This window comes from Candidatus Chloroploca sp. Khr17 (genome assembly GCF_004138165.1).
Taxonomy (GTDB): domain Bacteria; phylum Chloroflexota; class Chloroflexia; order Chloroflexales; family Chloroflexaceae; genus Chloroploca.
In genome coordinates this window covers 65,841-87,450 of record NZ_RYFF01000020.1, presented here as the reverse complement: position 1 = coordinate 87,450, position 21,610 = coordinate 65,841, and the positions used below count along the sequence as shown (strand labels likewise).

At 53.8% G+C, this 21,610-nt stretch carries 17 protein-coding genes; 16 read left to right on the top strand and 1 reads right to left on the bottom strand.

Annotated elements, in window-relative coordinates; all coding sequences use genetic code 11:
• Nucleotides 1-267, bottom strand: a complete 267-nt coding sequence (locus EKD05_RS27185; RefSeq protein ID WP_129673508.1) for a type II toxin-antitoxin system HicA family toxin — start codon at nt 265-267, stop codon at nt 1-3.
• 467 nt (nt 268-734) lie between these two features.
• Between EKD05_RS27185 and EKD05_RS13355 the strand changes: the two genes are divergently transcribed.
• The 16 genes from EKD05_RS13355 (at nt 735) to EKD05_RS13275 (ending at nt 21,469) form a co-directional block, all read left to right on the top strand.
• Nucleotides 735-3,449: a Mov34/MPN/PAD-1 family protein gene (locus EKD05_RS13355; RefSeq protein WP_129673506.1), complete on the top strand. Its 2,715-nt coding sequence runs from the start codon at nt 735-737 to the stop codon at nt 3,447-3,449.
• A 3-nt stretch (nt 3,450-3,452) separates the two neighbouring features.
• Nucleotides 3,453-4,262 carry a hypothetical protein gene (locus tag EKD05_RS13350; RefSeq protein WP_129673504.1) on the top strand — a complete coding sequence of 270 codons (810 nt, stop codon included), beginning with the start codon at nt 3,453-3,455 and terminating at the stop codon, nt 4,260-4,262.
• 57 nt (nt 4,263-4,319) lie between these two features.
• Complete coding sequence (locus tag EKD05_RS13345) at nt 4,320-6,104, top strand: tetratricopeptide repeat protein (RefSeq protein WP_129673501.1); 1,785 nt, start codon at nt 4,320-4,322, stop codon at nt 6,102-6,104.
• 8 nt (nt 6,105-6,112) lie between these two features.
• Nucleotides 6,113-6,829, top strand: a complete 717-nt coding sequence (locus EKD05_RS13340; RefSeq protein WP_129673499.1) for a hypothetical protein — start codon at nt 6,113-6,115, stop codon at nt 6,827-6,829.
• A 52-nt stretch (nt 6,830-6,881) separates the two neighbouring features.
• A complete protein-coding gene (locus tag EKD05_RS13335; protein WP_129673497.1) occupies nt 6,882-7,082 on the top strand; it encodes a hypothetical protein in 201 nt (66 codons plus the stop codon).
• 152 nt (nt 7,083-7,234) lie between these two features.
• Nucleotides 7,235-7,603: a hypothetical protein gene (locus EKD05_RS13330; protein WP_129673495.1), complete on the top strand. Its 369-nt coding sequence runs from the start codon at nt 7,235-7,237 to the stop codon at nt 7,601-7,603.
• 1 nt (nt 7,604) lies between these two features.
• Nucleotides 7,605-9,005: a Mov34/MPN/PAD-1 family protein gene (locus EKD05_RS13325; protein WP_129673493.1), complete on the top strand. Its 1,401-nt coding sequence runs from the start codon at nt 7,605-7,607 to the stop codon at nt 9,003-9,005.
• An 11-nt stretch (nt 9,006-9,016) separates the two neighbouring features.
• Nucleotides 9,017-10,240: a ThiF family adenylyltransferase gene (locus EKD05_RS13320; RefSeq protein WP_129673491.1), complete on the top strand. Its 1,224-nt coding sequence runs from the start codon at nt 9,017-9,019 to the stop codon at nt 10,238-10,240.
• A gap of 34 nt (nt 10,241-10,274) precedes the next feature.
• A complete protein-coding gene (locus tag EKD05_RS13315) occupies nt 10,275-11,663 on the top strand; it encodes an SPFH domain-containing protein (RefSeq protein ID WP_129673489.1) in 1,389 nt (462 codons plus the stop codon).
• Nucleotides 11,664-11,682: 19 nt separating this feature from the next.
• Nucleotides 11,683-14,496: an ATP-binding protein gene (locus EKD05_RS13310; RefSeq protein ID WP_240695769.1), complete on the top strand. Its 2,814-nt coding sequence runs from the start codon at nt 11,683-11,685 to the stop codon at nt 14,494-14,496.
• A 32-nt stretch (nt 14,497-14,528) separates the two neighbouring features.
• On the top strand, nt 14,529-15,059 hold the full coding sequence (locus tag EKD05_RS13305) for a hypothetical protein (RefSeq protein WP_129673488.1): 531 nt from the start codon (nt 14,529-14,531) through the stop codon (nt 15,057-15,059).
• Between the two features lie 20 nt (nt 15,060-15,079).
• Nucleotides 15,080-15,721 carry a hypothetical protein gene (locus EKD05_RS13300; RefSeq protein ID WP_129673486.1) on the top strand — a complete coding sequence of 214 codons (642 nt, stop codon included), beginning with the start codon at nt 15,080-15,082 and terminating at the stop codon, nt 15,719-15,721.
• A 13-nt stretch (nt 15,722-15,734) separates the two neighbouring features.
• The gene (locus tag EKD05_RS13295; RefSeq protein WP_129673484.1) at nt 15,735-16,538 is read left to right on the top strand and encodes a hypothetical protein; all 804 of its coding nucleotides are present in this window, start codon (nt 15,735-15,737) and stop codon (nt 16,536-16,538) included.
• A 77-nt stretch (nt 16,539-16,615) separates the two neighbouring features.
• Nucleotides 16,616-17,869, top strand: coding sequence for a tetratricopeptide repeat protein (locus EKD05_RS13290; protein ID WP_129673482.1), 1,254 nt, complete (start codon nt 16,616-16,618; stop codon nt 17,867-17,869).
• A gap of 145 nt (nt 17,870-18,014) precedes the next feature.
• Complete coding sequence (locus EKD05_RS13285; protein ID WP_129673480.1) at nt 18,015-18,488, top strand: hypothetical protein; 474 nt, start codon at nt 18,015-18,017, stop codon at nt 18,486-18,488.
• Nucleotides 18,489-18,727: 239 nt separating this feature from the next.
• Nucleotides 18,728-21,469 carry a phosphoenolpyruvate carboxylase gene (locus tag EKD05_RS13275; protein WP_129673478.1) on the top strand — a complete coding sequence of 914 codons (2,742 nt, stop codon included), beginning with the start codon at nt 18,728-18,730 and terminating at the stop codon, nt 21,467-21,469.
• The last annotated feature ends 141 nt before the right edge of the window (nt 21,470-21,610 follow it).

Here is a 21,610-nt window from a genome sequence, read left to right as displayed (position 1 = left end):
TCATTCCTCCGGCTTCACACCTGCTTCTATTAGGAACCGTCGTAATGACCTAAGCGCACCTTTGTCGGTATCCGGGATAGGATGCGGTCGATGAAAGACGGCGCGCACACCGTTGAGTTGGATCCGGACGCGTAACCCTCTTCCTTCGCCAATGTCGACACCAAGCGCATGCAGCAGCGTCTCAACGTCCGCCCACTTCACGTCAGCGCGAACGGGATCAGCAAAAACGGCCCGTAGCATCTTGCGGTGGCGACTGCTTAGCTCCATAGTATCATGATACGACACTAAAGCCAGGCGCGCAAATTCCCCAACCGGCAGAACGCACCCATCCGCCCAGACCGTCGGCGTCAACGCGGCGGCGACGCATGGCAAAGCCGACCTTCGTCGGCTGGATCAGGCCACGCAGGTAGCCTTCGCTGCCCACAAGCCGCGCGGTTCACGGCCCGAAGCTGCAATTGCGGTACATATGCGAACCAAGAACTGAAGAATCTCGTTCGTTCACCGAGCGACCACGGTCACCATGCCCGCGTGCGCTGCTTCCCTGCGTTCAAGCCTGACCACCTTGATCAACCAGAGCAAAAAACACAAGCGCAAACCTCCAAAGATTGTTACTAAGATTATAGAGAGAGATCGCTCACCAAGATTAAGACGCTGAACCTTATTCAAGAATCAAGATTATGTTCATCAGAAAGTGATGTCCTAACGTTCGCACCCCATGTCGTCTCGGAGGATGCATGTCACAGCTCAGTACCCAGAAGTCACCGCTCCCTGGTAAGATTTATATCACGCGTTCAGCCCGCCGCCTGATTGAAGAGGAAGCCCGGCGAGGTAGTACAACGAGTTTGGAAAATGAGACTGGGGGCATCCTGGTTGGACGACGTCTTGATGGGGAAGAGATCGTTCAGCTATTGATCATTGCAGCCACTGGGCCGGGTGAAAATGCGTATCACCATCCGGTGGAATTTAATCCCGACATTGACTATGTTAACGGTAAGTTACAAGAATATCACGCCCGCTACCCGAAAACAGATTATATCGGCACATGGCATAAACATCCTGCACGTTACCAGACATTTAGTGCGGGTGATGTCGCCACTGCCCATGCCGTCTTTCGCGATCCGGCCTATAAAATCAATGAGATCATTAACCCGATTGTCTGGGTTGATCGCGGTGAGTTTACCATCCGTTACTACTACATGAGTCGCCAAATGGCGCAACGGCGTGAGCCTTTTGTAGAAATTCAGGCTTCACGTGTGCATGAAATTGATGATGAGCATCCTCTGATCCAGCGCGAGCGAGCTGATGGTGCAAGCAGCCCACCGATCAATGATCGTATTGGCGAAGAGCATCGTTTGCTTCGTGAGCGGGGCTATCAGGTGACGCTGAAGAGCCAAGATACGAATTTCTTCTTTGAAGTCCGCACGAACCAGCATCCTGATCTCACGATCTATCTGATGGCCCCGAATGACTTCCCACGAGTACCACCGGCCCTGGTAGCCATTGAACGGGCTGGCACTGCGTTGCCACAGAACGATGATGGTGTGATTAACCAGTGGACCTATCATAACGGCAATTCACACTTGGTTGATGTAGTCGAGGGCGTTCTTCGTGCGATGCCCGTCGCCGCTGCACTGCCCATTGCTCCTGTCGTGCATCCATCAACGCCTAGCCCGGTTTCGCCGCCATCGAGAACTGCGGCAAGGAAACGCCAGAATGGAGGCTTTGTTGTTCTCGTTGCGGCCTTATCACTCGTAGCGCTTGGTTTATTTGGCTTTGTCGGTTGGCAGATCTGGTCCAGTGGTGAGCAGGTTGGTCAACCACAGGGCCAGGAACCATTGACTGGGATCGAACAGACACCTAGCGCAACTTTAACTCTGGATCAGACAGCGAGCGACGCAACGGCGACTGCTGCTCTTCAGGCTACCCAAACCCAGACCGCCATCGCTATGTGGATCGAAATAGATAATCCTAACCTCTCGCTTTCAGAGCGCATTGCTAAGTTACAGGAACGACTTAAAGAAGGTGAAACTACGGACCCACGAGGACGCGACATCACGCAATTGATCCATGATGCGCGCCTACTGTTAATCAACGATTATCTTGCTGCTGAGCCACCTGAGTTCGACCTCGCACGCGAGGTAGCGAAGCAGGCTCAGCGTGCTGCTTTGAGTATGGATGACGAAGCGAAGCAACGAGCTAACGATTGGTTCGTGAAAGTGCTCATGGCCGAGGTGCGTACAAAGATTGATACTGAAAACGTGGAAGCACAGAAACTGGTAGAGGCACGAACGCTGTTATCTACTAATTGGCCGGAAGGCAATGACAGCCAAATCTCGCGCTCCTTACAGGAGGAACTCAGCGCACTACGTACTGAGATCCGTCAAGCTGTTGATGCTCTTGGTGACGTGCAGCGGTTAGAGGCCGAGTGGGCCAGCTACGATAAAGCAGTAGACGATGGTAATTGGCAACAGGCGGTGAGGATCCTTGACGAAATTGTAGCAACTACTGGCCTTTTACCGGATCCTGTTGCATTTCAAGGAGGTGATCCACGCATATCAGACGTGGCTAAAATCCAGTCTGAGACCCGCCTAAAATATGCCCGTGCTCTCTGGCGGGATGGGAAGCTTGACGATGCACAGGCTCAGATCAATGAAGCCAGGGTAAATGCAGATTTTTTGCGTACGAATGAGCGTGGTGATGATGCATTAGATCAGTCCATTGATGATGCCAATACTACCCAGACGCAGGCCGATGAGTTATGGTCTGAAGTTGAAGAGGCGCTCAATCGTACTGATTGGCGTGCGGTCTTAGACGCATTAAGCTTGCTGGAGCAACTCGACGACTTTGGTAGTGAAGCCGTCAGGCCGAGCTCAGCAGAGACAGCAGAGACAGCAGAGACAGTTGCCAAGCTAAAGGAAAGTGCTAATCGTGCCTTGGCTGCTGATGTCTCTACACCCCGCCCCACACCTAACCCCGCCGCAACCGCACAGGCGCAAACGACCACGGCTGTGGCCCAGGCCAGCGCTACTGCTGCTGCTGCTGCTGCTGCTAGTGCCACCGCTAATGCTGAAGCCACAGCCTCTGCTGTTGCTGCTACCGCACAAGCGGAGGCTCTGGCGCAAGCCCAAACCCAAACCCAAACGGCTGAGGAAGCTACATGGCCCCTATATAGAATCGCAATTAGTGAAATTTCAGAGAATGAGATGACCGAAGCCAATGGTGGAACGCCGCCTCCAAATGTTAATGTACTTCTCGTAGGGCCTAGTGATGCAATTTTAAGAGGAGGAGATTCTGAAATTCGTGTAAGCTTTAAGTTTATGAATATTGATGGCCGCAATAGACTGACAGTGGAATCAGTAGGTGGTGAAACAAAAATTCGATCAACAGCAATTGAGTTTAGCTTCGAGAAATCGAAATACTACAAAATTACTGTTAGCCTGGAGGAATAACCCATGCTTGCAGCAATGGTTATCATCGTCAGTTGTCTCTTCTTCCTGGGCATGGGCCTATTGATCAGCACGAACCCGCTGGTGGTTCTAGCTCTGGCAATGATCGGGCTGATCATCGGGGGCCTGGGTGGAGGTCTACTCTTACGCGGGCGTGTCGCACAAGGTTACCACTGGGCGATCTTCGTTGGCCCCGCAGCTAGTGCGCTCGTCTTTGTGCTGCTTTGTGGTGTCCTAAATATGCTGCTGAGCGATAATCTAGGACTAGCCCTTGGGAGTTTGCGTATGTACAGTGTGGCAATGCTGCTTGGGACAGCTCCCGGCCTACTGCTTGGCCTCGTGCTTGGCAGTTCAATGGGCCGCGGGCCTACTATAGCCTCTAGGTCGGACGGCAATCTCCGGACGAGCGGACTCATAGCTAGAACGAACGCCTCCCCTACTGCTGGGCTACGTAGTTCGGGGCCATTACTACCACCTGATCCACCACCTAGCCCGCACCAGACGGTAGGGGGAGCCACACCTCGTCCTAGTTTGGATCTCGCCGAGCGTATCGCTGGTGAGCGCATAGCACTGGCCCAATTTGGCACCGTCCAGATCAATACCCTCCAAGACGGCACGTGCTGCGTAACCGTTACCCGACCACAGGATGGGACGACGATCTATATGGTGTGTGAGCCAACTTACCCTCAGCAACCACCTTCCGTGGTTGTCGAGCGCCATGGCACCTCGCTCAATATTGGTTCCGGAATCTTCTTCCCCTGGGACGGTTCGTGTCGTCTGGCAACGATTGTTACTGATCTCTATGGCCGGATCTGAGTTTCGTAAGGCTCGTCAACGCTGGGCATTCGCGTCGCTTACAAGAGAGTAGTTGCTATGTCATCCCTCCCCCCCATGGCCGCTGACCAAAGTCACGCTGAGCGCATTGGTCAAGAGGTCAAGGCCATCCGTGATATGGGCTATGCTTGCGACCTCCAGCAGGACGCGAGTGCTCAGCGCTACTACTTAACAGTAGAGTTGGTTCGTGACACGCACGAAGGGCCACAGCCGGTGCATCTCTACTTCCAGCTTGATGCAAATTTTCCAGCTACGGCGCCCAATCTTGTGGTCACCGTGACCACACCCGGCACAACAAGCTACGGCGAGTTACAAGAACTCCCGATTGATGTCGAGTCAAAAACCCGTCTCAGTTGGTCGAGTCGCCAGATGCTCTACGAAATCGTTCTGGAAGTCCAGGACAGCGTACAGAGTTCCAATCTACGGCTTGCACGCATTGCTGAACCGGTGGCCCCCATGCCACCACTTGATGTGCCATTCCCTAAGGAGTTGCCACCTCGTGAAGAACGTCCCCTTCCTACCCCAACGCGTCGTTCCGCCACAGGGAAGATCTTAGCCGTGGTAGGTGGAGGTGTCACCCTGCTCATTGCCGGGGGGTTGCTACTCTACTATACCTTGCTCTACGATCCGTGCGCTTCCGAGCAGCAGTTCGTGGCTCAAGCCTATGCAGTCGGTGATCGCGAATCCCTCGCGCAAGTAACCCATACCCTCGAAGCAATGCACAACCGTGGTCAGAGCGGGGTGGGTGGTAGTTGCGGTAGCCTGGTTGCCAATCCAATCCCGCTCATCACCGCCTATGAGCGTTATGCGTCCGCACTCCTCGAAGCGAACCAACTTGATCAGGCGGAAGCCATGTTTCGCCAGGCTCTCGCGCTTGATCCAGCCTCCTCTGATGCTCAGGCTGGACTAGTTGCTGTTATCGAAGCCCGGACGAAGACGCTCTGGACTGAGGCCGAGCAACTATGGGCAGTGAATACCACGGCAAGTTGGGCACAAGTAGTAGCCCTGCTTGAACAGATCCATGTTCTCCACCCTGAAGCGCAGAGTCCTGAAGCAGCGATAGGCGTCAAGACCCGCTTGGCACAAGCCCAGCTGGCATGGGGTGACCTCCTCTTTGCCACGGATGTCATTGAGTCTCACGAGCATTATGTACTTGCTGCAACTCTGGAGCAAGATCTTGAAGGACTAGCTGATCGTTTGAAGTGGATTGCACGGGCGACACAATTCCGCGATGCAAGTGTCGCTACATGGCCCGCCCTGATCAGCGAACTTGAACAGGCCGTGCAATTAAGGCCTAACACAAGCGACCCTGCGGTACGCACCGTCGAGCAGTGGCTCTACGATTCTTATGTCGGTTACGGTCTAGCCTTGCTCGAACGCGGCGGGACAGTTGGCACCGACGCGCTCGCTCAGGCCAACGCCGCACTTAGCCTTGCTCAGGTTGCAGAGGATCGTGGGGAAAGTGCGCGCCAACTCAAGCGCGAAGCCGAAGCTTTGCTTGCAAGCACGAGTGCCTATCAAATCATTACAACCCGACTCGATGCATCTGAATGGACGCGTTTGCTTACGGATCGTCGTCTCGCAACGCAGATCAATGGCGATCCGGTCAATCTGCTGATTATTGCACCTACCTCTAATCTGGTACTCAACCTTGTGGGATCGAGCGGCAATCGCCAGATCGTGACTGATCAGACAGGTGTCGCGAGTGCGGCCCTACCCAGTGGACGTTACTTGCTGAGCCTGGCGGAATTGCCGATGGTAGGCGAAGCGAACCTGGATCTGAGTACCAGTGCGACTTATCTGGTACGCATCATACCCCGCTAGGAGGCGTCTTGGATACATCAATTCTGCTGATCATTGCTGGTGGGGGCGTCCTCGTTCTCGTCGTCCTGATCCTCGTTGTCTTCGTACTCCAACGAGGCGGGAGTGGGCGACGCGCCACAACGAGCCAATCAGAAGTAACATCAAAACAGGGTAAAGCGTTCATTCTCCCACCGGCTAGTCCCACCATGCGCCCGCCTCCAATGCCAATCCATGAAGACACTTCGACGCTTTCATCGCAGGTACCAACCTGGAGTTCCGGCGCGGGTGGTTTTACACCAGCCGGAACCCCAGTTGCAAGTCGCCAAGTGATTGATGTTACCCCAATAAATGTGGTGCAACGTTTGACGCAAGAAGTAGCGAAGTTACGCAGTAATGGTTACGAGGCGGTGAGCCTCGCCGGGCGCCCGGATGTCGAAGAGTACTGTGTTCAGATCCGGGTGGCACGGAGTGATGGGGAGAATGTCTCGATCCATCTCATTTGTACGGATGACTATCCAATTATCGCACCGCAGCTCATTGCCACCATGCTCGGGTTTGATGCCTGTGGTGAACTAGCCGAACATCACCTCGCACTTGATTCGTCTGTTCTGCGCAGTTGGAATGGCAATAGTTCACTGCTGGCAGTGGTCAACAACCTTTTGGGCCTCATTTCTTATGCTCAAGTCACGAACCAGCCACCGACGCAACAGTCGGTTTGGGCACAATATACCGAACGTATTATCTAATTCCCTTGTACGTATACCAGTCGTGTCAGCAAATCCCAGGAGGTACACCACCATGAGCACGCCACAACCCCCTCGTAGCCCACAATCCAGCCTGGAAGAACTTAAGAAGCGTCTTGCCACCGCACAGGAAGTTGTCGTCAGTCCGGATGGCAAGATGCACGTCCCAGAAGATCCCAAGGTCGCGCAGACCGATCCACAGAGCAAGACAGTGCTTAAACCGCAGCGCTGGTTTGCCCTATTTACACGAGCATAAACGATCCACTTGTGGACATAGACATCTAAAGCACTGTTAAGCAGCAACGAATAAGGGTAGTTACGATGGGCCAAACTATTCTCCGTCCGATGCGCTGGTATGCAGCGTGGTATGACCTTAATCCCGCACGACTCGTACTGGAAAAGAGAGCTATGGAAACGCGCTTTCCCCAGTTTCAGCTCGTGCGTGATAGTAACCAGTTGGTCTGGATCGGCACCTTAGAGAGTAATCGCGAAAGGCGCTATGAGATTGCACTCTACTATCCTGACAACTTTCCCGATGATCCGCCTAAAGTTTATCCCATTAACCCAGCGATTACCGTCTGGAAGGACGAGCAAGCAGGCCGCCTCAAGCACCAGTATAACGATGGACACCTATGCCTCTACTACCCTGGTGATCGTTCGTTTGCCCAGCAAACCACGGCAGCAACCGTGATCGCGGTAGCCGCCGCTTGGTTCTTTGCCTACGAAACCTGGCTTGAGTCAGGGAAAACCTATTGGCCTGGAATTGAGGCAGACTAACATGCCAGTACCAAATACCGTCTATCTGGCCCAACAAGATGTCTATCAGCGGATGTACGACGAGGCATGTACGAGCCCTGGACGTGAGACCGGCGGCATCCTGGTTGGACGTATGTTCCAACTCCCCGATGGACTCCACCTCGTCGTTGTGGCAGCCTCTGGTCCTGGTAGCAATGCCGACCGACGGGCGCATACCTATGCTCCAGATGCACTTGCTCGCCAACGCGACCTGGAAACGTGGCGTCAGCACTACGCCACCTACCACGTTGATTATGTTGGTGAGTGGCATAAGCATCCGCCAGGTTTGCATCGGCCAAGTTCGGGTGATACGCTTCAGGTGGTCGATATCTTGAGCGATGAGTCCTATCATTTGCCCCACGGTATCTTCACCCCACTTGTAACCATTGAAGATGGTACATTTCTGCTCCATGGGCACTACTATCCCCGTGAGACGATGAGTGCGACGCCTGTGCCATGTGAGCTTGTCGAAGGCGACCTTCGCGTCTTGTTGGATGGTCTGGTTGCGCTAGAACAACAGACAGTTGCGCCAAAACCTCCTCACGCAACATCAGGAACTGCTGATCGCTGGGGAGTCAACCCGGCCGATCTCCGTGCTGCCCGGGCCAATCTGCATTCCCATCCTCCGGTGCAGCCACATACCTCACCTTACACACTAGATGTGGAACCTCCTGATACCCTGGAGGTCATCGATCTAGAAAGTTCCTCTTACACTCGTCGTTCAGCGACTGATTTCGTGCCGCCTGAAATACCACCTTTCTCAGGTTCACCACCTGATGCAAGCATTCCGCCAATCCCTCCCCTTCCTGGCCGCTTTGCACGCGAACAACAGGATCTGGAACAGTACTGCCAGACCTTGCGATCTGGGGCGCATCTGGAGGTACATACGCGCGATGATAACGGAGTTTGGTATACGATTACCTTTACGCATCCGCCCCTAATGACCCTGAATATCCCTGAGATAATCCCAGCACCCCAGCAAACGCCGGAGGGGATGGTAAATGTCGCGCCAGTTGCGCAAACAGAGCCGCTACAGATCAAAGCTATTAAGCTTGATCCTGGTTCACAGTTTCCGCAGCAAGCGCCTGAAGTCCAAGTCGTGTTGAGTGATGATAACGTAGTACGTATTGTGACTGAACAACTCTTTCCTGGTGGTTGGCGTACCCATATACGCCTACGTGATGTAGTGCGCAATGTGCTTGAAACCTTGACCCAACCACGTCCATCCCAGCGCATTGGTGAGTTGCTCGAATTTCAAGGTCGTCTGATCGTACGTCAAGTTGAACTGGCCTGTCGTAGTGCGGCTGACCTCTGCGCTGAGTTCAACCGCAGCTATGTATTTCCAACATCGGTTCAACCAGATCAAGGGAAGCCACTGCAATAGGGAGTCTGCCGATGTTTCTTACCGTTCCTGATAGCTTGATTAACCAGTTGCTTGGTACTGCTGCACAGACAGAGGGCAAGCTCTACGGCTACCGTTATGACGATGGCGATGTCGTGCAAATCAGGGGAATCCTTGAGGCGTCCGGTGCGTACCTAGGTCGCTGGTATCGCAGCCCTGTACCGCCAACAACAGAACTGGCCCCGGAAGAAATAGTCCTCAACATTGACGATGAGTTGCCAGATCAGGTTGCTGGTTGGCAAAGCAAGGCTACTGGATGGGAAACGATTTCCTGCAACGTCATCCGTTTGCATACTGACTATGCCTCACGTATGCACGGCATCTTTGAAGTGAGCAGCCTCGCCAATACGTGCATTGCCGTGATTGGCCTCGGCTCAGGTGGTTCAGTGGTGGCGAGCCAGCTTGCTCGTTGCGGAGTAGGGCAGATGCGGTTGGTGGATTTTGATCGGCTCAAAGTTCACAATATTGCACGTCATGCGTGTGGCCTCCACGATATCGGGCGCTATAAGACCCGTGCCCTGCGCGATCTGCTCTACGACATCTCGCCCGCAATTACCGTCGAGACCTACGAGTTGAACGTGTTAGGCCATGAGGATCAACTAGCTACCATTGTTACCGGGTGTGATCTGGTTGTGGTCGCTACTGATCATGAAGACTCAAAGTTGGCGGTCAATACCGTGTGCTGGCCAAGAGGGATCCCGGCTATCTATGCCGCAGCCTACAATCGCGCCTTTGGGGGTGATATCTTCCGTGCAATTCCCTCCGAGGGTGCTTGCTACGCCTGTTTTCAGACCGTCATTGCCGATTTTTTTGGCCCTCCCCCTGCCGCTACACAGGATTTCTCGCTGGGTTACGAAGATCCCGCACGTATGGAAGAATTACTGGCTCAGCCAGGTCTAGGGGTTGATGTGGGTATGATTGCGCTGTTAATGGCGCGTATGGCGTTACTAACGCTTCTGCGCGATAAGCAGAACACGCTACCGGATCTGCCGACGAACTGGCTCCTCTTCGGTAATCGTGCGGAGTGGATCTTTCAACAGCCGTTAGAGAGCCTCTTCATTGATGTGCCGAAGAATGCTCAATGTCCGGTGTGCAACTATTCAGCTTTCGTAGCCGAAAGCCTCAAGATGAGTGAACAAGAAGCAGCCGCCGAAGCTTCGGACATCTTGGCTGATCTTCCGGTCATTCAGCTTAGCATATTACCCAATCAAACCTAACAACCTTGTGCGCCTCAGGAAGGAGTTGGCTCGTATGGGAACTAACCGTGACCAGACCATGCCCCTAAACCGTCGTCACGTTAACGATAAGGAAGCAGCGAGCAGACAGGGCTCGCTTGATGACTTCCTGCGTGAACCGTTTGCTGATCTAAGTAATTCACCCCTTGTCTTTGGTCCAGTACGTGTTCATAACAATGTCTTCACCAGTATCTTTCGTATCTTTCGGGTTATGGCTGGCACTACCGTCGTTGTGACCGGGGATGGCAGAGTGCTCGAAGTGCTGCAAGAAGGGAGTTATCACGCGCTCTCGTTTCCCGTGATGAATCGCATTGATCTCTACGTGGTCAATACGCGTGAGCGCACGCTGGATATAACAACGACGAAGGAGTTTACGATTTTCTATCAGCCGCCCCAGGGTGAGAAGATTGCATTGCCAGTTGATCTCGATGTTGCAGTCAGTTATCAGATAATTCATCCTGAACACGTTGCGCTTGTCGTCGAACAGCCGCTCACGAGGCTCTATGATACGGTGATGGAATCAATTCGTTCGATCACTGCATCAATTGCTAAATACCAGGATTTCCAGGCGGGCGGTCATGCAGGTTACATGGTTGCACAGCAATTGCAGCAACGCGGCATTGAAGACAACTTGGGAATACGAGTCTCGAACGTCCAGATCACGCGTATTGCGGGTGCTGAAGAACTGGACAAGAAATTACGTGACGTTTATATGCGTACCCGCGAGGCGCAAACTGATGCCGAGGTCGCGAAGATCCAGGCGAACTCGCAGGCCGAGATTGCGATGGCACAGGCGCTCACACAGATGAATATCTCGCGCATGATTGAATTGACACCGCAATATCTCTTGCTGACCAATCCAGACATGTACACGCGTGTCTTTGGTGATAAAGCGCAAACAGATGGACAACGCTTACTGGCCCTGACCGAGATGGCGAAGGCGGGGATGCTGCCGATGGGGACATCGGCGGCAGGTAGCAATGACCTTCAACAGGTGTTGCTTGGGGCGCTCACCGGACAGGCCGTAGCCCCACCTACAGCTACTCTCGGAGGGATGTATGGTGTGACTGTTCCCGCTTTACCGTCACCCGTCGCACGCTTCAGCGGCGCAGGTGCTGGCGAACGCCTGCGCAACGAGATAGGCGCAATGCTAGCACAGGGACTAAACGCCGCCCTACACGAAGATGCGAACGTCTTCCTGGTCAGTGTCAGCCTGCGTGATCAGCTTGGGCACACCCTCGGCATCTATTTTAGTTGTACGGCTCGGTATCCCCAAGAGGCTCCAACTATGTTTGTAGAGTTCGATGGACAAGAGCAGCGCTTCATGCCTGAACCGCTCGCTAACTGGACGCCCCAGTGCGATCTACTTGTGCTGGTCGAAGCCGTTATGACCGCTTACGCTTAGTGATCAGGAAGGCACCCGTATGTTGCAAGAGCCGTTCATCTACGTCAGCAATCCCGATGAGTTCCACTATGCCGAGAGTTGGGGGGGTAGTGGGGTGCAAGTCACTCGCCAGCAGGGGGCGCACGCTATCTTTGCAGCACGGGTGCCGTTCATTCCTAGTTTTTTAACCAGCGATTTCACGCGTACGCTCAGTGGAGGTGAACTGAGTCGTATTCGGTTGATTACGCTGCGTCAAATCCGCTTCCTGAATGATTTGATCAACGCTCGGATGATTGCCGAGGGTAGTGCCGCCTTCGATCTGCGGTTTATTGCTCGACCAAGTCAAGTGACAGGACATCGCCCAACCATTGAGATTGTCTTTCTTGGCAAGGCTTTCCATCCCAACCGCAATCGCGCCAAAAATCTGTGCTGGCAGCTCTGGTGCAAGTTTCGTAGTCACTACCCTCTCGAAGATCCTTTCAACTACCCATTAGAGCCGTTAGGCGAAGACGACTTCATGCGTTCAATGTTACCTATTCCCATTGAACAGGTAGGCATGAACCAATTGGTCGAGATTCGCAAGTTTGAGGATTTTGATCCATACGCAGGTACTGATGCCATTGGCTACTTCCCACATCCCTTTAGTCCAGTTTTTGATGCTTCTGCTTTTGGCCGCTTCTTAGAAACGCTGGTGCAACAAGAGCAAACCTGTGTCGCAAGCATCTGCTTGCGACCAACAGTGCTCTTCCACGAAGAGCTACTCCAGATTAACTTACTGCTCTCACGTTATCGCAATCTCACAGCAGAAGTTGAGTCCAAATCATGGTTTGATTTGTATCGCCGTGAACGCTTTGATGATATTTCCCGTACCTTTATGCCTCTGATCAACAAAAGAAATCATTTATTCCGCATAAAAATCCAAGTGATAGGATCGGATTATGCACCTAATGATGTAATGGAAGCGCTGGGTTCCGAGTTGATTCAAAACAATACGCCGGAGCCACGTCAATGGGCCAGCGAAAGCCCTAAGGATGATCAAGATCTGGCGATTGCACGTTATAACTTTGCGTTTCTTGAGTACGGAGCCTGGGGGCCAACACGCGTTGATCAGGCGACAGTACGCTTGCGCTATCTCGTCAGTACCGACCAAGCGGCGGGGGCCTTCCGTCTGCCGATCCCCCCCGAGAGTGGTTATCTACCCGGGCTTGAGGTACGCGACGAGCCATTCGTTTTGCCAACCGATCGCCTGCTCACCAACGTGCCCTGTTTGAACCTCGGTGAGATCATCCATCGTGGCACGCGTACTGGCCAGTATATGCAAATTCCGATCCGTGACCTTAACCGCCACGGTCTCATCGCAGGGGCTACGGGAAGCGGTAAAACTAACACATGCCTGCACATGCTGGCCCAACTTTGGGCCGACCACCAGGTACCATTCCTGGTGATGTACCCAATTGACAAACCGGACTATCGGCTACTCATGGCCGACCCACAAATGGCCGACGATCTGCTAATTTTTACGCTGGGTGATGAAACCACCACGCCTTTCCGCTTCAACCCCTTCTACGTGGCAGAGGGGATCTTGCTTAAGACCCATCTCAGTTTGTTGATGCGCTGTTTTATGGCCGCCTTCTCGATGTGGGATCCTCTGCCAGCGATTTATCGCGCAGCCCTGCGTCAGGTCTATACCGATGCAGGTTGGAATCTCGAACAGGGCAAGGGGGGCGATCCGGGGGTAGGCACCCCCACCTTGGCTGCGTTCTACACGACGCTCGTTGCGGTGAGCGAGTTGATGACGGCGGGCTTTGATGAGGAGGCCAAAGACCGGGTACGCCAATCAGCCGAAATTCGCATGCGTGATCTTCTGCTCAATGCAGGGACAATTGTCAATACCACGGCTCCAGCCCCGCTCAGTGTAGTGCTCTCACGGCCAACCGTCATGGAATTAGGAAGGGTTGGCTCCCCCGAAGATAGCGCCCTGATTATGGCCTTTTTGTTGGTACAACTGACCCAAGAATTGCAGAGCCGCTACAAACGCCTCCCACCCGAACAACGCGGCAAACAACTGCACATGACTCTGATCGAAGAAGCCCATCGGCTTATGTCGGCTGGACACAAGGGTAGCGAAGATCTTGCTGACGCACGGAGTCGTGGTGGAGAGGATTTCGCCAATATTTTGGCTGAGGTGCGCGGGTTTGGGGAAGGGATCTTGATCGCTGAGCAGATCCCAACCCAACTGGTCAATGGTGCGCTAGGCAATACGAACCTCAAAATCATGCATCGGCTCGAAGATCAGGAGAGCTTTAAGCTCTTCTGTGAGGTGATGAACCTGAATGAGCGTCAGCGCGAATACGTACGCTCACTCGGGCAGGGCCAAGTGATTGTACGAGGCCCCGATAGTCGCCCGATCTTCGTGCAGGTTGGCAACTACCTGGATCGTTTTCAGACGCCCGATGATCGCCCGATCTTTGATGACTCCGATGAGGCCGTGAAGGCGATGATGGCCCGCCGCCCGTTGCAGATGCCGCCAGCGGCGCTCTGGCAGCCACCGATGCCAAACCAAGTGCAGACCGTTAGCATCCTACCGGACGATCCCCATGCCGCAGCTAAGTGGGTGCTTGCACAAGATGGGTATAGCTTGCCTGAAACGATTGAAGATGTTCTGGGGGGCTATGGAGATCGTGCCCTGGACCATACCCAGATTGAGCAGATCTGTACGGCACGATTTGGTGCGCACCCGCGCTACGCCGAAGTGCGACGGGTCTACCTGCGTTTGGCTGCTGATTGGATGCGCAACTCGGGCTTACCCGTAGATGCCCAGGTGCTGCAAATGTTGATTGGAGCAGGCGCATGAAGGTTAATCGGAGTACTAAAAGTGGGGCAGGTGTGAGCAACCCCAATACCCCAAAGCCTACGCCGCCAGTACGTGCTCTACAACCAGTTGCTTCAACAACCGCCCGGCAGCGGGTTACACCAGTCAAGTTGCAGCAAGCGACACGCAAACTGGCGAAGCACCCAACATCAAAGGTTCGGACGCCACCACTAAAACAAGTTAAGGCGAAGCCAAGCAGTACGTTGCCAACACGCAACGTGCGAGGAGGTCTGCAGCACCCTACTGTTCGTGGCTCGAATCAGCCAAAATCCCCCACACCGAATCAAATATCTAAACTAAATTGGTTCAAAGGCAAGTTCAATCAGGCCAAAGCCTACACTGCGGTGAAGACAGTTGATGGTCTCGTGGGGTTGGCAGCACTCAGCAGCATGTTTATGCCCCATGCCGAACCACTACAGAAACCCGACGAGATCCTGCGCGATTTTGAAGCTGCACAGATGCAAGAGCGCAACGAACAGCATATCGAACAGGCGCGGCGGCTCGGACGTTTCCAGGGCAGACCAAAGATTGTGCGTAAGAAGTAATGAATGTATAGGGGTGTGAAATGAAAAAAGTTGGCAGCAAATCTACGCATGGCACACCCAAAGTAAATAGAAGTAGCATCTCCGTTCCGATCTCCAAAACAAAAATGAAAGCTGCCGCACGCAATGTCTCTTCGTCAAATGAGCTTAAGCGAACACAACTGCGGCGAAATACAGCTAATGGACATAAATTCAACAAAATCTCCACAAATTACCATGCAAAATTACACAATCGCAAACCGAAGTCTGCAACTACTTTGCAGGGAAAAACACCGCCAAACTATAAGCAAATTAAGCGCGGAGATGTTTTCTCTGAAGTAGCACTTGAGAATAGAAAACGTGTTGACACACTTAGGGTGCTAAAGCGGAGTACTGATCCGAAAAAATTTAAATTTGAATTGATTGAAAATTATCGACCGGTAAAGGGTATCGCTGGTGTTGATCAAAAAAATCTCAACAGAAAGATATCACAAGTCAAATCTTATAAGGACAAGAAGTTTAAATCAAATAAAAATCCCGAATTAAACGCTTTATCCAGCAAGAATAGCAATCTTGTTGTCGCGGTTCCAAAGCCAAAGAACACCACACCTGAACAAAATGCGATAATCAAGCAGCGTATTACAGCCGCGAAGCGTAAAAATGTGGAAATTCGTCAGATACCGTAATAGGAGTAAGCCTGTGTCTATATCTTTTACGACTGCTTTCACCACAGCAGGGCTTGTCTACGACGTTGAAGATCCTGATAGCGATCAACCTATTATCTATTTCGACATCGAGTGTCCGATTGGGCCTACTACGAGCGGCACATTCCGTCTTATGGCATATCCCCAGATAGGGCCACTTGGCGATGAGTATGTGCGTTTTTGCATAACGCCCTTGTATGCGGCTGAGGAAGGGGAAGATATCAGTCCCCTTGCATTGATAATGAGCCAAATGAACAATGACTTAGTGGATGCATGTCTATCTTTCGATCATGATCGTGACCTCTGCTTGATCTGTGATCGTCCACTACCAACGTTCACGGCCGCAACAGTGACTCAGACGATAGCGCACCTCCAAGCTACCATTGAGCTCATCTACCGTGCCTTCAATGGTGATACGTATGATGAAGACACGGATGCGGAAGAGCTCGAACCGGCTACCCTAGCTGAACGTTTTCGTACGGCACTCTATGAAGATCTTGCTCTCGACTACTCCGTCGAGAGCCTGGAACGTTTCGAGTTCAATGTAGACAATGAACATCGTACATTCCTACGGGATGAAGATCTGCTTACAGCCAATGTACGTACATTTGGTGCTTACATCGGCGAGGTACTGGTACGTCATGGACTGGGGCGTTGGGATCTAGCGGATCCGCTTGAGGATAGTGTCGTGGTGGTAGGTTCGCGCCGCTACCAACCCATGCGGATGGCGCGGGCGTTTCTCGAGAGTGATCAAGCTCTGCGCCCTTCGGCAATGGTTCAACGCGCTTTAACACGTTGATTTGTACGCTTATGTATTCTTATCTGTAGTCAGTTGTGGTGGAATTAACCGCACGTTTTTGCCAGGCGAGGATGTTTATGCCCACATTTAACAAACACGGTGAGATCGATGCTAATGATGAAGAGTATCAACAGTATCTCCAGCAGAAAGAGGTGGGGCCGATTGATGTTCCTGAAAAGCAGGTTCAACGGTCAACACCGCCTACACGAGGCATAGCACAACGAACTTTTCCACCAATTGTGATCGCAATCGGGGTTGGTGTCTTGCTCATTGTGGGGGTGCTGATTGGTGTAATCATTGGGCGTAATGGCACACCTCCTCCCGAGGTTAGCCAGTCGCCTAATCGTGAGCCAGCTGCTGTAGTAGTAGCCAGCGCTGATACCGCTACACCGGTGCGCACTCAACCGACCTCTAGACCAGAGCAACAAAGGCCCTCAGCTACACCCAGAACTTCTCCGTCCAGAACCTCTATCGCGGCACGATCTCCAACCCCAGATACCCGAACGGTAAACGCACTAAACTATAGGAAAGGAGTCGATGCTTACACCAAAGAGCGATGGCGTGATGCAGCCGATGCTTTTCAGTCCATTTACCAGAGTGACAGAAACTATCTAGATGTAACCGAAAAGTTGAGTTCTACCTACTACAATTGGGGAATTCAACTCATTAGGGGAGAGCAGCCAGTTGATGCACTTGATAAATTCAATGCAGCGCTTGCCGTTGATCCGTCACATCAGTTGGCTCTTGCTCAGCAGCAAATCTTAGTACTCTACCTTGATGGAGTAGCATTGAACAAGAAGCGTCAATGGCGTGATGCAGCAATTAAGTTCGAGGAGTTAGCTGCAATACAAGCGAATTTTCTTGATAGCAATGCTCTGCTCTATGATGCATACATTGCATATGGCGAACAACTCGAACGGCAAGGTAATCTTAGTGATGCTCGACGCATCTATGCCAAAGCTGTCGCTCTCCCTATTTCAAATACATCAGTTGCGCAAGCAGCCTTAGATCGTCTCAGACCTCCACCAACACCCGTACCAGCACCTCAACCTGAAGCTAAGAGGCTTCGGTTCAGAGTAGTGAATTACAATGACGATCCTCGTTGCATCTCGGTTAAAATTAATGGTATTACTCCTGCAGGTTGGTACTTCGTGGTGGATGGAATTGGTCTAAGTGGTCGCTTTGATACTGGTGGGAATGCTCGTTTATGTGGTTTGCAAGTAGGTCAAGAAGTGACTATTACTGTTCTCGACGGCAATGGCCGAAGAGTTGCTGGCGGAGGAGGCATTCCTTCCAGAGGTAGCGCTATTATGATCGCCGATTGGCGATAGCATGAGACTAGAGAAAATTCTGGTTGTCGGCCACCGCCACAAGCAGAAGATCATCACGAATGAGATTGCTGAATGGTGAAAGACACGCACACGTCCTCATTACGCTACCGTTAGCTTATCTCTAGTTTGTTGTTGCAATGGGCCGATGACGATCCAGAGAGGGTGTGGCATCATCAATAAAGATGCCACACCCCGGATTAGGCATTGCATTTATGGGCTCTCTACGGATGGCGAACCCGGAGGCCACGAAAGTCTCGGTATTTTGGTACTTTTGCCGACCGCCCTGGCACACGGGCTCTTCATGGCGGTCATCCTGGTAGCCCTGGGCTTCAGCTATATCTCCTCGCGTGCGCAATGGCGTTCGGCGCTGGTCATTGCAACGGTTGATCCAACGCTCTACAGCCTGGCGACCATCGCGTTGATCGCCTTTGCAGCCCTGGTGATCCTCAGCATCCCGCTCATCCTGGTCTTTTTCTTGTCAGCGAGCGGGATCCCCTGGATCTTTTTGCCGGAACCAGCGGCGATGCTGCTCGCCGCTGGTTTGATCGGCATGACGCTGGCGGTCACTGCAGCGAATACGTCCAGGCACTGCGCCCCTTATAGAAGATCATCGGGATAATGGAGCGTAACAACTGTTGCGTTGGCTCGGCTTTGAATGACTCGTCCCAGATCCAACTCACTCTCGTGCAGCGCCGAATCGACGAAACAGGTCTCTTCCAACCTCAGCGATGTCAGCTTCTGTTCGTGCCTGCCGCCCCTCCCACCAGGCAAATGCCCCTGGCATGAACTACCAGAATGTGGCATCATAGCGTGAGAGATGTGCCTTTGCGCTCGGTTTGACTGCGGGAGGATGTGCCTATGACCCTGGTGAATTTGTCGACCGTTGATCCGGCGACGTTTTCCGACGAGCTTTCTTTTCTGATGGATTGTCTGCGTGAGGCGTTGCTTGACTCTGGTGAGCCGGATCTTGCTAGGGTGTTGCCCTGGATTACGCCGCCGCAGGATGATCCTCCTCGCGCCGATTTGCCGCCCGAGCGGTTGGTGCAGGCGCTTTCGATCGCGTTTCAGTTGTTGAGTATGGTTGAACAACGCGCTGCTGTACAGTATCGCCGTACGACCGAGACCCGCGCTGGTCTCGCGGCGGTGCCTGCGCTTTGGGGTGAGGCGTTGGCGCAGTTACAGGCCCACGGCCTCGATGAGGCGGCGCTGGCTGCGGCGTTGCCAACGATGCGCGTTGAGATTGTGCTGACGGCGCATCCGACTGAGGCGAAACGTGCGACGGTGCTTGAACATCACCGTGCTCTCTATCTGCTGTTGCTCAAGCGCGCTAATCCGCACTGGACCCCCTATGAGCAGCAGGCGATCCGTGACGAGGCGGTGATTCGTCTGATTGCGCTCTGGCGTACCGGCGAGATCTTTCTCGCGAAGCCGGATGTTGCTTCAGAGCGACGCAATATTATTCATTATCTGCGGACGGTTTTTCCCTCCGTTCTTCCTATGCTCGATGCACGGGTGCGCCAGGCTTGGCAAGCAGCTGGTTTCAATCCGACGCTGCTCCAGGCTCCCGAGGCCCTTCCGTCGCTCCAGTTTGGTACCTGGGTCGGTGGCGACCGTGATGGGCATCCGCTGGTGACCGCCGAGGTGACAACCGAGACACTTGCAGAGCTCCGCCGCCAGGCGCTTGGTCTGCTCCACGACCAGTTGAGCGATCTGGCGAGCTACTTGAGTCTCTCTGATCAGTTGCAGGCTGCCCCGCAGCTCTTGGTCGATCAGATGACGATCGCCGCCTCCCAATTGGGCGAACGAGGGGCGCACGCGCTTGCCCGTAATCCCAATGAGCCGTGGCGTCAGTGGATCAATCTGATGCTCGCACGCCTCCCTGATGCTCCTGCGGCGCACGTCTATCAGCGCGCCGAGGAACTGGTGCGCGACCTGCAGATCCTCGCGCAGTCCCTGGAGATGATCGGGGCAGGGAGCCTCGTGGCGCATCTGGTGACACCAGTTATCCGTAATGTTCATACCTTTGGCTTCCACCTCGCGCGGCTCGACATTCGCCAGAATAGTGCGGTTCACGACCGTGCGCTTGCGCAATTGCTCGCTGCCGCCGGTTTTGCTGATCATGATGTGACAACCTGGGATGTCGCACGTCGGATGGATCTGTTGACCCGCGAACTCGTTTCGCCACGGCCTTTTACCCGTGCGCGAGCAGGCGTCGGCACCGAAGCCGATATGATCCTCAGTAGTTATCGGGCGATCCGGATTGCCTTGCACACCTATGGCGCGGCGGGTCTGGGCGGGCTTATCGTCAGCATGACCCGCAATGTCGCTGACTTGCTCACCGTCTATCTCTTTGCGCGTGAGACCGGCTTGCTCGTTGCGACCCCGGATGGTCTTGCCTGCCCGCTGTCGGTGGTGCCCCTCTTCGAGACGATTGAAGATCTCGAGCGCAGCCCGAGCATTCTTGCAGCCTTTCTCGATCATCCAATGACCCAGCGCAGTCTGGAAGAGCAACGGCGCCAGACCGGCGCGGCGGATCTTATCCAGCAGGTGATGATTGGCTATAGTGACAGTAACAAAGATGGGGGCCTGATCGCGAGCCTGTGGGCGCTCTATCGTGCTCAGGCGGCCCTCGCTGCCGTCGGCCTGGCGCGGGGCGTGCGGATTCGCTTTTTCCACGGGCGCGGTGGCACGATCAGTCGAGGGGCCGGGCCGACGCATCGCTTCCTCAAGGCGCTACCCGCCGGATCAGTTGGTGGCGATGTGCGCATTACCGAACAGGGTGAGACGATTGCGCAAAAATATGCCAACCCCGTCACGGCAAGCTACAACCTTGAGCTGTTTCTGGCTGGTGTCACCCGTACCACAATGCGTGAGCGGTTCGGTACGGCGACAACCCATCCGCTCGAACCGGCGATGGATCGCCTAGCCGCTTGGAGTCGTGAGGCCTATACGACGCTGCTGAGTAGTGACGGATTCCTGCGCTTTTATCGTCAGGCCACGCCCGTCGATGTGTTGGAAGAGAGCCGGATTGGCTCGCGCCCGGCCCGTCGGTCTGGTCAGGCTACCCTGGCTGACTTGCGCGCGATCCCGTGGGTCTTTAGTTGGAGCCAGGCGCGCTTTTTTCTGCCTGGGTGGTATGGAGTTGGAAGCGCCCTCGAACGGTTGAAAAGTGAAGATCAAGCGGCTTTTGCGGCGCTGAGCGAACACCTGATTACCTGGGCACCCCTGCACTACATCCTCAGCAACGCAGCTACCAGCGTCGCTACCGCCGATACTGAAGTTATGGGCTGGTACAGCGATCTTGTCGAAGAGCGCGCACTACGCGAACGCTTGGAGAAGATCATTTTGACCGAGTACGACCGCACCGTCACGCTTCTGGAAGAGATCTATGGCGCACCGCTGGACCAGCGACGGCCCAACGTCCATGCCATGATCCAGGTTCGTACGCCGGGGCTACGCCTGTTGCACCGTCAGCAAGTCACGTTGCTCGGTGAGTGGCGCACCAAGCGGGCCACAGGCACTGAAGTCGACGCCACCTTGCTCACCCGGCTGTTGCTGACGGTCAACGCGATTGCGGATGGGCTCGGTTCAACCGGGTAGGTACGTAGTTTGTGAATTAAGTTTTCTGGCGTCCTCAGCCGTCCACGAATTGGGGGCACGAAGAAACGAATACCGCACCGCAACGCCCATATTCGTTTCTTCGTGATCAGTATTCGTGGTCGGCGGTGCTATCGGAAAACT